The following is a 14,537-nucleotide window of genomic DNA, read 5'->3' as shown; positions in this document are numbered from 1 at the left end:
CACAACGTAGAGGTCCCGCAGCCGCACAACCAGGAGAATCAAACGGTCACCACGCCACAAAGCACCCCGCTGAGACCGATGACGATGTGGCAACAGACACGTTTGAGCACACAGCGACAGCGGTTTCCCGTCGAGTCTCCTGGACGCCATCCAGGAGACTTCCGTCAGTCACTCGCGCCCCGAGCCGCCGGCCTTGTTCGGCCTGCCCGGTACGGACGGGCCGTGAATCCGGGGAACCCGCCACCGATCGAATGCACCAGGCCCGCACCCTCCACGCCGAGAGGCCCGACGCGTCCGCCGAAGCCAGGACCGGGACACACGCACAGCCGGCCAGCCGTGCGGGCAGCGCCCCGGCGGACGCGGCGGCCTCGACGTCTCCGAGCATGCGTTCCCGGCGTTCCGCGCTGATCAGCGCGCCCCGCACGACCACCGCGTGCACCCGCTTGGTGTTGCGGATGTCGGCGAGGGGGTCGGCGTCGAGGACGGCGAGATCGGCGATCGCGCCGCGCCGGACGACGCCCACGTCGTGCAGTCCGAGGAACCGGGCGGGCGCACTGGTCGCCGCCCGCAGGGCCTGCATCGGACTGAGACCCGCTTCGGTCAGGTTCTCCAGCTCGTCGTGCAGGCTGAAGCCGGGGTAGACATAGGCCGTTCCGGTGTCGGTGCCCGCCAGGACCGGAACGCCGGCCCGGTGCGCGGCGCCGATCCAGCGCAAGCGGGCGGCGAACAGTTCCCGGTGCTCGGCCACGTCCTGCGGCGAACGCCCGGCCAGGTAGAGCTGTTCGAGCTGGATCCGCCAGCCGTCCCGTGTGGCGGCGGGCAGATAGCGCAGCCGGTCGTCGTGCAGCGCGACGGACTCGGGCAGATCGAACACGCGGTGCTGGGTCAGGGTGGGCACCTGGTGCGAGCCGTCGGCGGCGAGCCCGCGGAACACCTTTCGGGCGCGGTGCGGGTCGAACGTGCGTGCGGCCAGCACCTCCAGCGGGTGGGTCTGACGGAACCAGCTGTTGTACTCGCCACCGCCGACTTCGATCCTCGCCAGGCGGCGGCGGATCTCCCGCTCCTCGCTCGACGTGTCGAACCAGCTCGTGTAGATGTGCTCGAAGCTGCGCTGCCCGGCAGCGCTCGCCTCGGCCAGGGGGATCGCGTCGGGGGTGTGGCCGACGAACGAGACGCCGAGCTTGCGGCACTCGTCCGCGATCGCGTGGTAGGCGTCCGGCGTGAGCCGGGCGTAGACCTTGATGAAGTCCGCTCCCTCGGCCACGGACCTGCGCACGGCTGCTCTGGACTCTTCGCCGTCCGCGACCTCGATGTAGGGCGAGCCGAGGCCCACGAGCAGTGACGGGTTGCCGTCCACGATGCTGCTGGCGACCAGGTAGCGGGGACCGAAGAGCGTGCCGGCGGCGACCCGGTCACGCCAGTCGTACAGCAGTGCCTGGCCGTTCAGGTCGCGCACCGTGGTGACGCCGTTGGCGAGGAACAGCGGAGGGTCGATCTCTTCCTGGCCGCTGCCGTGCGCGTGGGAGTCGATGAAGCCGGGGACGACGAACTTGCCGCGCCCGTCGACCACTTCCGCGTCCGCCGGTACACGGACCCGGCGCGCACTGCCGACGGCGGCGATCCGTTCGCCGCGCACCAGCACCGTGACATTGCGCTGCGGCCTGGCTCCGGTCGCGTCGATCACCGTGGTTCCGGTGATCGCGACCGTCGAGCCGGGGCGCACGGCGTGGGCCGCGGCGTGGGCCGCGGGTGCGCCCACGGCCCCGGCCGTGATGCCGGCGCCGATTCCGATGCCGGCGCCGATGACTCGACGCCGTGAAAGCCCTGCTGTCATCACATGTCTCCATGACTGGTCCGGACGAACATGTGCGACCCTAAAAGCTGACACCAATGTGAGGGGCAAGCGTGGGCGGCAGTTCCCCAACGGGTCCCGGAGCCTCGGCGCGGCGACGTCCTCACCCGTCGGCGGTCTCCAGCGGTGCCGTCCGCCGCCACGGACACCGCCGTTCCAACTCGTCGGCCGAGTCCAGCAGTTCAGACTCGGTGCCGGGCCGGCCCACCAGCTGCACCGCGCAGGGCACCCCGGAGGGCAGGGTGCCCAGCGGGACGGCCATCGCGGGCCGGCCGGTCAGGTTCCGCGCCGGAGTCATCGGCGCGTACGCCGAGTTGGCGGCCACGTTGCACAGCCAGCCCCGCTCGTGCCACGGTGCAGCCAGGGGGGAGCGGCGGGCGAGTGCCGGGGTGAGCAGCACGTCGTACTCCGCGAAGAACGGCCCTAGCTGTATTGATCACGAGCGTTGTTGACAGGCGCAGGTCTTGAGCATGGCGAAGACCTCCGCTGTGGTGGAGCTGCCTAGGACTACACCGCAGGGAGGTCTTCGTGGCCCATAATGCCCGGTTGACTGTGGACGGTAGACGGCTGTTGATCGAGCGCATCCGCCCCTGTCGTCCGCAGACCAACGGCAAGGCCGAGTGCTTCAACCGCACCCTGCTGGACGAATGGGCCTACGTCCCGCCCTACACCTCAGACCACGAGCGACAGGCCACATTCCCGGACTGGCTGGACTGGTACAACTACCACCGACCCCGCACCGGCATCGGCGGTCAATCACCCGCCAGCCGCGTCACCAACCTGCCAGGACAACACACCTAGGTCCGGCCCTGCACCAGCAACGATGAACGCACTCCGGAAGTGAGACGGATCCGCTCGTTTGACAGATCCGCGATTGACGATGAGTGCGCGGTCGTAGTTGCGGACAGCTTTTGCGGACATTTGCAGAGCGGGCAGGGGTGCGTGAATACCCGTCGCGCCTTCTTCGCATTGCATGCTGCAGTACGGAGCGTTCGTGACAGAATGCCTCGAACGCCGCCTTTGCGGGCTTCCTGTATGTATGCCGGAGCCTGACGGACTATTTTGTTCGATGTGTTGGATAGCTCCCTTTGTGGGCTCACCGCAATTCAGGGTGCAGGAGCGGTCCGAAGCTCGCCTGCTTCGAGCAGTGACCTCGCGTTGCAGGAGGTCAGATTCCGGCAGCTGGGGGCGCGGCGGAGATGTTTGAGGGGGGGATGCCTTTCAGTGCTTCGGGTCAGGTGGCGGGCGCGTAGATGACGATCCAGTGATCCCGTGCGGTGTCGTGCAGCATTTCGCTCTGGAACGTCAGCCATCCGCGTGTCGGATGGCGCAACCGCTTCACACCGGACCGTTCGGCGGCGACCTCGCCTTGTGCCCAGTGACGGCAGAAATCGCCGCTGGTGGCGGACAGTTCGGCGACGAGACCGCGGAGGCGCTCATCGTCGGGATAGCGGCCGATGGCGGAACGGAGCTCCGCCGTCGCCCAGCGGGCGTAGCGGTCGGCGCCCTCGCTGCCGAGGATGCGACGCGCCGTTGCCGCGAAGCCCTGGTAGACGATGTTGCGGCCGTACCGGCCCGTGGTGGGAGGCTCCCCGAGGATCTCGGTCGCCGCAGCATTGCGGGCCAGCACGTCCAGGCGCCCATCGTGGACGGTGACAGGGGTGGAGCTCCCGAAACCCCGTAGCAGGCGATCGAGCCCCGGACGGATCTCGCTGTCCGGCGCCGCAGGTTCGGGCGGTAGCTCGCCCGCAAGCCGGAACAGGTGGTCTCGCTGCGCCGAGGGGAGGCCGAGAGCCCTGGCCAGTGCGGCCAGTACCTCTCTCGAAGGATGCGCCACCCTTCCCTGTTCGAGGCGCGTGCAGTACTCGACGGAGATCCCCGCGGCCTCCGCCAGCTCCTGACGTCGCAGTCCAGGAACCTGTCGCCGTGAGAGGCGCCGGCCATCCGGCCGCTCGGGCGGTGTCGCCTTCGACCGTCGCTCCCGGAGGTAGCTTCCGAAGTCCGCCCTGGTTCTCGCCGACATGATCCCCATTCTCCACCCAACCGCAGGGTGGCTTCAAGTTCCGGGTAGGGGCGGGGTGCCGGTGACGCCCCAGATCCAGACGGCGTGTTCGGGTGCGTCCCGGATCGCTCGGGTGGCCTTGGCGATGTTGTCGGCTCCCAGCAGTCGCAGCCTGCCGATGGCCAGGTTCCGCAGAGCGGCCATCGCCCGCGGCGCACTGCCGGTGTGGACGGTGGAGGCATCCTCGGCGAACACCACATCTCTGACGTGGTGGCTGGAATTTTCGATTCCCCGGTGTCCGCGCACGTATCCGCCCAGGTCGGCAGGGCTGGCCTGGTGAATGTCGAGGCTGGTGACGGCGTGGACCGCCTCCCGGGTCTGGCGCTTGCCGCTCTCCTGACGGCGCCGGTGGATGCGCAGGGCCAGCCGCGCCTGCGGGAAGGCGATCCCGCCCAGGTTCGCCGCGATGGCCATGGTCTTGACCGAGCGGGACTCCCGCCGCCCGTGCCCACTCCCGGAAGACGTGTGCGCCACCGGCACCTGCTCCCATGGCAGGGCTTTGACCTGGGCCGACGCGGTCGGCTGGTTCCCCTTGATCACCGCGATGTAGTGGGCTTTCTTCTCCTGCACCAGCCAGCGCACCTGGTCCCTGACACTGTGCAGGGCATCGAAGGTGACCACGGCGCCGGTTAGGTCAAGTGGTGCCGGCAGCGGGCGGAAGGCCGACGTCTCGCCTGTCTTGGCCCCCGCCTCTCGCTGGGCCAGGGTGAGGGCGCAGGCGTGGGTCACCGCGGGCAGCAGGTGCCGGTGGCGCCGGCCCCGGTGCGCGGAGCCGGACAGCGCCTTGCCGTCCACCGCGATCGCCGGCCGCGGCACCGGGCCGGTGCCACCGGGATCGGTGTGGCTGCCTTCGGCCAGGTGGGCGCCGATCGCGGCATCCAGGGAATCGCCGTCGAGGGCGGCCAGGAGACGGGTGAAGGTGGCATGGGAGGGGGCGCTGCGGCGTCCGGGCAGGTGGCGGCGGATGCCGAGTTGTTCCAGCACCCTGGTGGTGGCGCGCTGTCCCCACTCGGTGATCTCGGTGAGGGTCCGGGCGCCGGAGACGACGGCACAGGCGCAGATCAGCAGCAGGCCGACCAGGGGATACCACCGGCCGCGGCGCGAACGCGGATCGGGTACGCGCTGGAGGTGAGCGCACAGGCGGCCGGTGTCGTGCGGGTGAAGGAGTTCCGGTTTCGCCAGGGCGTCGGGTATCGGGGAGGACGGAGCGGCAGGCACGGGACCTCGATGTGATCAGCTGGCGTAGACACCCTGGTGATCACCGGTCTCGTGCCTGTGCTGTTACCGCGCCAGCCCCCACTCAGCAGGGACGATCTACGCGATCCCGGAACTTGCAACCGCCCTGACCCAACCGCGCGGGGTGGCCCTCCCAGGACCACTCCTCAGCAGGTCTTCCCGCCCCGCCGGAGGCACCCGACAGTTGTTCAGGAGCGCGATGTGCCGGACAGCACGAGCGCTCGTCCACCGCAATCGCACCGTAGAAGGAGATTCCCGTGCCCATTAACCGCATCGCTCTTGTCACCGGAGCCAACCAGGGCATGGGCAAGCACGTGGCGAGGGAACTGGTTTCCGACGGCGTGACCGTATTCGTCGGCTCCCGCGACCTCGCTCGCGGTGAGGCAGCAGCCCTGGAGATCGGCGGTGGAGCTGTCGCACTGCAATTGGACGTGACCGACGCCGCGTCGATTTCCTCTGCCGCTGACCGCATCCGGGAAACGGCAGGGCGGCTCGACCTCCTCGTCAACAACGCGGCGATCTCCACCACTCGCAACGACATTCGTGACATGTCCCAGTTGCGCGCCTCGTCGGCACCGAGCACGGTCTCCCTCGATGAGGTGCGAGCCGTCTGGGAGGTCAATGTCTTCGGCCCTCTGGCCGTCTACCAGGCGATGCTCCCGTTGCTTCGCAACTCGGCAGATGCGCGCATCGTGAACGTCACGAGCGCCCTGGGATCGCTGACGACCATGGCCGATCCGGCCTTTTCGTTCCATGCCGCGTTCGAACCGGTTTACGCCGCGTCGAAGTCCGCGCTCAACGCGATAACACTGTCGATGATGATCGAACAGGAAACCACCGGCATCAAGGTCAACCTCGTCTCACCGGGATTCGCAAACACCGCTCTCGTCAATTTCGAGGGAACGGAGTCGGTCCAGGACGCTGCGAGAGAGATCGTCCGAGTCGCCCGTCTCGGGCCGGACGGCGCTTCCGGAACCTTCACACTCTGGGAGGGCGTCGACATCCCCTGGTGAACCCTTTCCCTGCAGAACTTCCGCACGGGAAGGCGGCCACTTCGCAGTTGACGGTGTAGTCGCGGAGGGTGGGCCGGTCGCTGGACAGGGGGCGAGGCATTCCAGGACGGAAGTTCCTGCACTCGCCGCCCGAACCAGATCATCGTGCGCGGCGACTCCGCATTCTGCTCGCGCAAGACCGTGGCCGCCTGCCGCCGTCTGGGGGTGCGCTTCCCCTTCGCCATCGCCCAGCGCAAGAAGGTCCGCACCACCCTCGCCGCCCTCGACGCCACCGCATGGACGACGATCAAGTACCCGGACGCGGTCTTCGACGAAGACGGGCAGCGGTGGGTCTCCGACGCCGAGGTCGCCGAGACCGCATACACCGCCTTCACCGGCAAGCCGAAGAAGTACCACACCACAGCCCGGCTCCTGGTCCGCCGCGTCAAGCGGCTCGGCCAGGCCCCCATCCCCCAGGGGCAGGGCGAACTGTTCGCCGCCCACCGCTTCCACGCCGTGTTCACCGACACCGCGCTCGGCCTCGTCGACGCCGAGGCCACCCACCGCCGCCACGCCATCATCGAGCAGGTCTTCGCCGACCTGGAGGACTCCGCCCTGGCCCACCTGCGCTGCGGCGACACTCCCCCAGCCTTCGGCCGGGGGCACCCCCAACACCCGGCTCGCCGCAGCCTTCCGGATCGGGGTTGCCACCGTCCACCGCTACATCCGTGAGGCCGTCGAGATCCTGGCGGCCCTGGCCCCGCGCCTGGCCGACGCCATGAAGACGGCCGCCGCCAAGGCCTTTGTGATTCTGGACGGCACCGTGCTGCCGATCGACCGGATCGCCGCCAACCGGCCGTACTACTCGGGCAAGCACAAGCGGCACGGCATGAACATCCAGGTCCTGGCCGACCCGTCCGGGAAGCTGCTCTGGGCCTCCCCGGCGCCGCCCGGAGCGGTCCACGACCTCCGGACCGCCCGCACGCACGGCATCATCGACGCCCTGGCCGAGGCCGGCGCGGTCTGCTGGGCCGATAAAGGCCACCGAGACGCCGGCGGCACCACACGGGTGCCCTACGGGGGCCGCTGGGAGAAGCTCTCGGCCGGGCAGCAGGCTCACAACCACTCCCACGCCCGCATCCGTGCCCTGGGCGAGCAGGCGGTGGCCGCCCTCAAGTCCTGGCGGCTCCTGCGCAAGCTCCGCTGCTCCACCACCCGGATCACCGGCCTGGTCCAGGCCGTCCTCACCCTCCACCTCGCCGCATCAGCATGAGGTTGGAAAACGCTCAGTGTCTCCCAGCCCCGATCGAGACAAGCGTGATCATCGAGCACCGCAAGGAGTCGAACGTCGCCCTGGAGAACGAGTTCCGAGCGCTGCGAAATCGGCTGTTGCAATGATTGCGATCCGGCAGCCCCGACCGGCTGGACCTCGGCATGCAACTGGCCGCCTTCCGCATCGTGCAGGAGGCCCTGACCAACGCCCTCAAGCACGCTGGCCCGCGCACCACCGTCGACCTGAGCCTGGCGGCCGACTCCTGCCAGATCCACATCGTCGTGCACGACAGCGGCCCGCCCGACGACGAACCCGCGCCGGCGGCCAACCGGCCTGAGCGCCGTTTTAACAGTCGTCTCAGGTTCGCTCGGTATGAAGTAGGCATCGCCGGGCGACGCGGGTCTCGGCCTCGCCGACATGGCCGAACGCGCCGCGCTCTACGGCGGCACGGTCAGCGTCGGCCCCGCATCGGACGGCGGCTGGACCGTCTACGCGACCCTGAAGGCAACCATTCATGATCTCTGTGCTCGTGGTGGACGCCCAGCCGCTGCAGCGCTTCGGGGTTCGCATGCTGCTGGAGAGCACCCCCGACACCGAGATCGTCGGCGAGGCCGAGAACGGCGCCGAGGCCGTTCGGTGGACCACCAAGCTGCATCCCGACGTGGTGCTGATGGACATCCGCATGCCGGACGTCGACGGGATCGAGGCCACCCGGCGCATCGTCGCCGCCGGTGGGCGTTCGCGGATCCTGGTGCTGACGACGTTCGACGTGGACCGGTACGCGCTCGCCGCGCTGCGGGCCGGGGCGAGCGGTTTCCTGCTGAAGGACATCCGCCCGGAGGAGCTGCTCGCCGGCATCCGGGCCGTCGCCGCCGGGGCCGCGGTAATCGCGCCGGCGCTGACTCGGCGACTGCTCGACGCGTTCGCCGACCGGCTCGGCGATGACCTCTGCGGGCCCGTGCGGGAGGATCCCCGGCTGGACTCCCTGACCGGCCGTGAGCGCGAGATCCTCGTCGCCATCGGCCACGGCCTCACCAACGGCGAGATCGCGCAACGGTTCACGCTGTCGGAGTCGACGGTGAAGACCCACGTCGGGCGGGTCCTCGCCAAGATCGGCGCACGGGACCGGATCCAGGCCGTCATCCTCGCCTACGACCTGAGACTCACCCGGCCGATTTAGCGCTTCGTCTCGCGCGTCCGTCGAGGGCGCGACCGTAGTTCCCAGCCGCACCGCTCCGGGCCGATCCGCTCGGCGTGATCGACCGCTCCGCTGCCGGGTCCGCCTGCAGCCGCCCACGTCACCGCCCGTCCGACTGCCACGACGCCGCACGGGTGTGAGTTCAGTGCGGACGTGTGTGAGCTCGGAGCTGTCGACAAGTCACCAAAGCCGGAGCGAGCCGAAACCGGCGCGTACTGGACTCAAGCCCGTGATGTCGAGTCGCTGCGCGAGCATCTGAGGCAGGAGCGGTTGACCATCATCGGCCATTCTGCCGGCACCAGGCTCGCGATCAGCTACGCGGCGCAGTATCCGGAGCGGGTCGCCCGACTCCTTCTCGTCACGCCGCCGTCCACCTATCTGGTAGACGAGCCCGCCGACGCGGCGGAGCTCATCGGTGAACGAAGTGGCGACCCGGTGTTCGACAAAGCTGTTGCCGCGTTCCAAGGCGGCGCCGATCTGTCCGACGAGACAGCGTTCAATGCCTGGCAGCAGGCGTGCGCCCCGATGGGGTACGCCGCCTGGACGGCAGCCGAACAGAAGCACGCACAACTGGGGAAGTTCGACCTCGCCGCGGCGCAGGCGTTTTTCAGCGTGCAGCCACCGGAAGACCTGGCCGGAAGGCCCGCTGCGGTGAAGGCACCGACATTGGTGCTCGGTGGCGCGCAGGACTGTCTGACGGGTGTGCGGCCGGTGAAGGCGCTGGCGAGGCTTTTCCCGAACGGCGATGTCGTGCTGATCGACCAGTGCGGCCACTATCCCTGGGTCGAACGGCCCGCCGAGTTCCGGCGGGCCGCCGACACCTTTCTAGGCGGTCACGACTGAGTCGCCGCTGATCTTCACCGGGATCGGGGTCAGGCCGGTGGTCGCCGGCCCTTTCTTCATGTCGCCGGTCGCGGCGTCGAAGACGCTGCCGTGGCCGGGGCATGTGATGGTGCCGCCCGCCGGTTGGGAAACGGTGACGCCCGCGTGCGGGCAGGCCGGGTCGAGCCCTTTGACCTCGTTCTCCGATGGCCGGACGATCAGGACTTTGCCTGACGGTCCGTCCACGATCGCCCCGCTGCCGACCGGGACGTCGGCCAGCTTGGCCAACGGCGTGCCACCGGAGCCGGAGGATCCTCCGGCGGGCGGGTTGGCGGCGGGTGTCTCGGACGAGCAGGCGGCTAGGGAAACCGGTGCGACCAGACCGGCTAGCAGGCCGCAGACAACCGTGCGGCGTGTTGGATCTGGCAAGACGATGCCTCCTGAGCGCAAACAGTGGTGTTTTTCGGCTTGTTGACCTCAGTGAGCTCACACATGTTCGACGCTTCGTCAGGACTTGCGGGGGGAGACCGTCATGATGCCAATGCACATCTCGTCGCCGGTGCCGTCGCCCCACACAACGTAGCGCGGCGGCAGCTTCTTCAGCTGCGGCAGCTGTTTGCGCAGCCCCGCGTCGTGCGTACACGTCACCCGCAGCGTGTCCCCCGGACCGACCTCCACCGGCGACGGCAGCTTCACCATCCGCTGGTTGTCGAAGTCGAACTGCGGCACGTCCAGCAGGACCTTGGCCTTCGGCGTGCCCGGGTTGAGTTCGACCTTCATGGACCGCCCGAGCATGTGCATGTGACCGAAACCGGCGAACACCGTCACCGGCTCCTCCACCTCGTGGTCGCAGGACTGGGTGTCACCGGGCTTCGGCACGCCGCCCTCGTTGCACTCCTCCACCTGACGGTCCGCGAATTCGCCGACCTCCGGCCCGAACCGCTTCGTCACGTCCGCGATCGAGGCCGCCCGGTCACAGAGCGGACCCGACTCGTCGGCGGCACAGGGCAGGTCGGTCGGCGCGTCGAGCGACCACGTCTCGAGTTCCCGGGTCTGCGGCGTGCCGTCCGTCAGCCGCAGCCGCACCGCCGAGCGGTCCGACCCACCCGGCTTGCCGTCGGTCGCGAGCAGGTTGTAGTGCATCTGGAGGATGATCAGGCTGCCCGGCTCCAGCTTGAAGCCGGCGTCCTGGTCGAGCAGCGTCTCCGTGGCGCCCGGCGCCCAGGTGTCCACCCACGCCGCGCCCGGGTCGGCGCCCTCGTCGTCGCCCTCCACGTCGGCGCCGTCCACGCCGGTCCCGCCGAAACACTGCCAGCCGAGGCCGGGAGTCTTCGCGTCCTGCTCGCGCACCGCGGCAGCGCCGCCCGGCGGCACCGCGTACACGATGCCGTGGTGCGCGATGGCGACGTTCTCCGGCATGACCTGGGTCCCGGTCAGGAACGCCTCCTTGGTCAGGCCCGGATCGAGCACCTGGCACCGGTACTCGTCCACGGCGCCGTCCGGCGGCGCGGGCGTGTAGGCCTCGGCCATCTTCAGGTCGACGAACCGCTCGCCGGCGCGCAGCGGCTGCGGTGGAGCCGACGACCCGCCCGCGTGCGCGCTGTGCGGGCCGGCCGCTGGGGGCGCACTGTTGTCGGCGTCCGACCCGCAGGCGACGACAGCGAACGCCGTCGCCAGCGCGATGGTGACCGCCCCGAACCTCCGCAGTGGACTTCCAGGTTTCGTCATAGCCTGAACGCTAGGCTCGATTCCGTCCTGTTTCGTCGTACTGTGGTCGTCATCTTCGGGAGGGAGGTGGTACCACGGTACTTCTCTCCGGAGCGCCGTTCGACACCCGCACGAGAATCAAGGCCCGTCGCAACTGGGCCCGAAGTCACGCCCACGAAAGTCCGTCGGCGATGGACGGGAGCCAAACTCAGCTCAGAACCGACTTCTACGCCTGCCTGACCGCGCGGGTCGACGCGCTGTTCGAGCTCACCGACGCGGTGCTCTGTACTGATGGGCCGGTACGAACCCTGGTCGGGTTGTCGTTGCCGCCCGAGCACCGGCGCGGGCACGGCGCGTCGTACGACGCGCTGAACAAGGGCTGGATCGAGGTCGAACGGCTTCGTGGCGTCCTCACAGGGCTGCCGCTACCGCGGTGCGCGGGCGGCTGGTCCTGGCCGTGGACGTCACGCCCGGCTGCGCCCGGACGCCGCCACCAGCCCCGACAGGTTGTTCTGTCACGTCTACGGCCGCGGCAAGAACCAGGCCCAGCTGATCCCGGGCTGGCCGTACTCGTTCATCGCCGCCCTGGAACCGGGCCGGACCTCATGGACCGCGATCCTCGGCGCCGTGCGGCCCGGCCGACGACGTCGCCGGTGTGACTGCGGCCCAGGTCCGCGACGTCATGCAACCTCTCATCGCGGCCAGACAGTGATTCCCGATGGTGGTTGTCAAGGTCGCTGGTCGGGCAGGGCGGGGCGGGGCGGGTCAGGCCGTCGCGAGGTCGCGTCGGGGCGGCTCGGTGGTGAGGGTGCGCTGGTCGCGAATGAGGGCCCACAGCACATCGAGGCGGCGTCGGGCGAGGGCCAGGACAGCCTGCCTGTGGGTCTTTCCCTCGGCTTGTTTGCGCTGGTAGAAGGCCTTCGATGTCGGGCAGCAGCGGGCGGGGACCTGGGCGGAGAGGTAGAACACGCGCGGCAGGCGGCGGTGGTAGCGGCGGGGCCGGCGCAGGTTGCCGCTGATGCGGCCGGAGTCCTTGGGGACCGGGGCCAGGCCGGCGACCCCGGTGAGGCGCCCCAAGGTGCCGAAGGCATCCAGGTCGCCGCCGGTGCAGGCGATGAACTCGGCGCCGGGCAGGGCGCCGATGCCGGGCATGCTGGTGATCACCTCGGCATGGCGATGCTCGCGGAAGCGGGCCGCGATCAGCGCGTCGGTCCGCTCGATCTCCTCGCCCAGGGCCAACAACTCCTTCGCGAGGATGCGCACCATGGCGGCGGCCGTCCTCTCCCCGGGAACGGCGGTGTGCTGGGCGTGCGCGGCCTCGAGCGCGGTGGCGGCCACCGCGTCGGCGTTGCGCACCTTGCGGTTCTTCAACCAGGTGGTCAGGCGGGATTGACCGATGCGGCGCAGGGCGGCCGGGGTCTGGTAGCCGGTCAGCAGGGTGAGGGCGGCCTTGGAGATGGCGTAGTCGAAGGCGCGCTCCAGGGCGGGAAAGTACTCCAGCAGCTGGGCGCGCAGCCGGTTGGTGGTGCGGGTGCGGTCGGCGGTCAGGTCGTAGCGGCGGGCGGTGAGGATCCGCAGGTCCACGGCGATCTCGTCCCACTCCTGCAGCGGCTGCAGGTCGCGGCGCATCCTCGCTTGGTCGGCGATGACGAAGGCGTCCTTCGCGTCCGTCTTCCCGTCGCCGCGGTAGGCGCCCGAGGCGTGGTGGACGGTGCGGCCGGGAAGGTAGAGCAGGCGCTGGCCGTGACCGAGCAGCAGGGTGATCAGCAACGCGGCCCCGCCGGCATTCAGGTCGACCGCCCAGATCACCTCCTCCCCGCCGGCCAGTGTCAGCACGTCACGGATCAGGTCCAGCAGCTCGGGTTCGCTGTTGGCGATCCGCCGCGACAGCACCTTCGCGCCATCCGTGCCGATCACCGTGCAGTGGTGCTCGGCCTTGCCCGCGTCTACCCCCGCCCACAGCTTGGGCATCGTGCCTCCCCTGCCGTCTCGGTGTTGGCCCTGCAGACGACCTCGCCGACGTGTCCTTACAGAGCGATCAAGTTCGCGCATCCCAATGAGCGGCCGTGTCGTCGCGGGGCGCCGGGCGGCCAATCACTGAAAGCCACACGAGCGGCATGAGCTTTTTGAGCCACACCCGGGCCCCTGGGTCTCCCGATCGTACGAAGGACCAGGACGAGCCCACCACAAGAAGGTAAGGAGCCCGCCGCCGCCGTCCGCCAGGCCGACCCCGAGGACAAGGCCGAGCTCTACCGGCGCCTCGGTCTCCGGCTCGCCCACACCCCCGGCCGGCAGACCGTACGGGCGACGATCAGCCCCGAGCCCGACATCCCCCCGAACGCGAAAACCCCACGGTCTCGTCGAGACCGTGGGGAAATGGTTTGTGTCCGAGGGGCGAATTTGTCTAATACCCCACAAATTGCACCACTGACCACCGAACTGACGCTGACTATGCCATAACCGACGAGCGTTCCCGCGGGAACCTTGCGCGCTGGACTCATGTTCCTTGCCGCCATCGGCTTCTCCGGGCCGGACTGCGTAAGTCGGGACGCCGAGCTGACGGAGTCCGACGACGAGGAGCACTGGGCTGAGCGGGAAAAGGTCCACGACCGCATCCGGAAAACCATCTCGCTGACCGCGCCCTCAGGCCCAGTTGCGGAGTTCCTGCTACACATCGACGGAGACCGTGCGTGGTTCCGCTGGAGCGACAGGCCCTTCGATGGCAACGCCTGACGGTGACCGCCGCGGGACTCACCGGGCAGCAGGCGCGTACCGCCGGAACGCCGCGGTCCGTGGGGCGAGGGAGAGGCACGCCCCTCGCCCCGCAGACCGGTGCCAGCTACGCCTCGGTGGGCGGCGCGACCGGCAAGCCCGCCCAAGGACTGGTCACCGTAGCGACCGGGCACCCGAGCAGGGGCCGTCACCGGGCCCCACTCCGGAGGCCGGGGCCCGGCGGAATCCCCGCGATCACTGTCTCCGCCGCAGGGCACGCAGCCTTTCCGAGGCAAGGTGTCTGACCCGCCGCGTTCGTCCGAACCGACTCAGCAGCTCCAGAACCCCCGGCGAGATCGATTCCTCCGAGGCGCGGCGCTGCAGCCAGTCGGACCATCCCGAGACCTCGTCGGAAGTCGGAACGCACTCCGCTCCCGCCGCACCGCTCACAGCCTCCAGGACCCGCAGTTCGCGCACTCGGAGGACGGCCGACGAGCGCTTCTCCTCCACCGGGATCCGCTCAGCCCAGACGGTCCTTTCGGCCTCGGGAACCCGCTCCAGCATCCGCAGGACCACGGACATGGCGATCGACGGATCGGGTTCCAGCCCGACGATCTCCAGCAGCGAATCCCACTCGGCCGGTGAGTCCATGGCCCGCCTGTAGACCTCCCAGCGCGCGTGCC

General features: G+C 69.5%; 12 protein-coding genes and 5 pseudogenes. 9 read left to right on the top strand and 8 right to left on the bottom strand.

Annotation, left to right across the window (positions count from 1 at the left end):
- Nucleotides 1-46 precede the first annotated feature (46 nt).
- Together V1L54_RS21510 and V1L54_RS21505 are read right to left on the bottom strand one after the other, a co-directional pair.
- Nucleotides 47-1,834, bottom strand: coding sequence for an amidohydrolase family protein (locus V1L54_RS21510; RefSeq protein ID WP_330119712.1), 1,788 nt, complete (start codon nt 1,832-1,834; stop codon nt 47-49).
- 121 nt (nt 1,835-1,955) lie between these two features.
- A pseudogene (locus tag V1L54_RS21505) lies at nt 1,956-2,282 on the bottom strand (amidase family protein); the annotation flags it as partial.
- Between the two features lie 149 nt (nt 2,283-2,431).
- Between V1L54_RS21505 and V1L54_RS21500 the strand changes: the two are divergent.
- A pseudogene (locus V1L54_RS21500) lies at nt 2,432-2,653 on the top strand (integrase core domain-containing protein); the annotation flags it as partial.
- A gap of 433 nt (nt 2,654-3,086) precedes the next feature.
- Here the strand turns inward: V1L54_RS21500 and V1L54_RS21495 are convergent.
- Nucleotides 3,087-3,875: a helix-turn-helix domain-containing protein gene (locus V1L54_RS21495; RefSeq protein ID WP_330119711.1), complete on the bottom strand. Its 789-nt coding sequence runs from the start codon at nt 3,873-3,875 to the stop codon at nt 3,087-3,089.
- A 33-nt stretch (nt 3,876-3,908) separates the two neighbouring features.
- Nucleotides 3,909-5,132, bottom strand: a complete 1,224-nt coding sequence (locus V1L54_RS21490; RefSeq protein WP_330119710.1) for an ISAs1 family transposase — start codon at nt 5,130-5,132, stop codon at nt 3,909-3,911.
- 275 nt (nt 5,133-5,407) lie between these two features.
- Between V1L54_RS21490 and V1L54_RS21485 the strand changes: the two genes are divergently transcribed.
- From V1L54_RS21485 to V1L54_RS21465, 6 genes and pseudogenes are all read left to right on the top strand, one after another.
- Nucleotides 5,408-6,163, top strand: a complete 756-nt coding sequence (locus V1L54_RS21485; protein ID WP_330119709.1) for an SDR family NAD(P)-dependent oxidoreductase — start codon at nt 5,408-5,410, stop codon at nt 6,161-6,163.
- A 135-nt stretch (nt 6,164-6,298) separates the two neighbouring features.
- Nucleotides 6,299-6,778, top strand: a pseudogene (locus V1L54_RS21480) (IS1380 family transposase); the annotation flags it as partial.
- Nucleotides 6,758-7,415: pseudogene (locus V1L54_RS21475) on the top strand (transposase family protein); the annotation flags it as partial. The pseudogenes V1L54_RS21480 and V1L54_RS21475, both read left to right, overlap by 21 nt.
- A gap of 161 nt (nt 7,416-7,576) precedes the next feature.
- Nucleotides 7,577-7,933 carry an ATP-binding protein gene (locus tag V1L54_RS29515; RefSeq protein ID WP_443076733.1) on the top strand — a complete coding sequence of 119 codons (357 nt, stop codon included), beginning with the start codon at nt 7,577-7,579 and terminating at the stop codon, nt 7,931-7,933.
- Nucleotides 7,930-8,595 carry a response regulator gene (locus tag V1L54_RS21470; protein WP_330119707.1) on the top strand — a complete coding sequence of 222 codons (666 nt, stop codon included), beginning with the start codon at nt 7,930-7,932 and terminating at the stop codon, nt 8,593-8,595. The genes V1L54_RS29515 and V1L54_RS21470 overlap by 4 nt, the downstream gene beginning before the upstream one ends.
- A 171-nt stretch (nt 8,596-8,766) precedes the next feature.
- On the top strand, nt 8,767-9,456 hold the full coding sequence (locus tag V1L54_RS21465) for an alpha/beta fold hydrolase (protein WP_330119706.1): 690 nt from the start codon (nt 8,767-8,769) through the stop codon (nt 9,454-9,456).
- Here the strand turns inward: V1L54_RS21465 and V1L54_RS21460 are convergent.
- Both V1L54_RS21460 and V1L54_RS21455 read right to left on the bottom strand, forming a co-directional pair.
- Nucleotides 9,439-9,723: a Rieske (2Fe-2S) protein gene (locus V1L54_RS21460; protein ID WP_330119705.1), complete on the bottom strand. Its 285-nt coding sequence runs from the start codon at nt 9,721-9,723 to the stop codon at nt 9,439-9,441. The genes V1L54_RS21465 and V1L54_RS21460 overlap by 18 nt on opposite strands.
- A gap of 219 nt (nt 9,724-9,942) precedes the next feature.
- Nucleotides 9,943-11,163: a monooxygenase gene (locus V1L54_RS21455; protein ID WP_330119704.1), complete on the bottom strand. Its 1,221-nt coding sequence runs from the start codon at nt 11,161-11,163 to the stop codon at nt 9,943-9,945.
- Nucleotides 11,164-11,333: 170 nt separating this feature from the next.
- Between V1L54_RS21455 and V1L54_RS21450 the strand changes: the two are divergent.
- Nucleotides 11,334-11,851 (top strand): annotated as a pseudogene (locus V1L54_RS21450) (transposase); the annotation flags it as partial.
- A gap of 56 nt (nt 11,852-11,907) precedes the next feature.
- On the opposite strand, the gene V1L54_RS21445 reads toward V1L54_RS21450, so the two are convergent.
- Complete coding sequence (locus V1L54_RS21445; protein WP_330119703.1) at nt 11,908-13,113, bottom strand: IS110 family RNA-guided transposase; 1,206 nt, start codon at nt 13,111-13,113, stop codon at nt 11,908-11,910.
- Between the two features lie 528 nt (nt 13,114-13,641).
- Between V1L54_RS21445 and V1L54_RS21440 the strand changes: the two genes are divergently transcribed.
- Nucleotides 13,642-13,875, top strand: a complete 234-nt coding sequence (locus V1L54_RS21440) for a hypothetical protein (RefSeq protein ID WP_330119702.1) — start codon at nt 13,642-13,644, stop codon at nt 13,873-13,875.
- Nucleotides 13,876-14,109: 234 nt separating this feature from the next.
- Here V1L54_RS21440 and V1L54_RS21435 read toward each other — a convergent pair whose 3' ends face one another.
- Entirely contained in the window at nt 14,110-14,505 is a 396-nt protein-coding gene (locus tag V1L54_RS21435; protein WP_330119701.1) for a hypothetical protein, read from the bottom strand.
- Between the last annotated feature and the right edge of the window lie 32 nt (nt 14,506-14,537).

Source organism: Streptomyces rubellus, from assembly GCF_036323805.1.
GTDB lineage: Bacteria > Actinomycetota > Actinomycetes > Streptomycetales > Streptomycetaceae > Streptomyces.
Note: the sequence above shows the minus strand (reverse complement) of the source record. Positions and strands in the feature narration are given on the sequence as shown.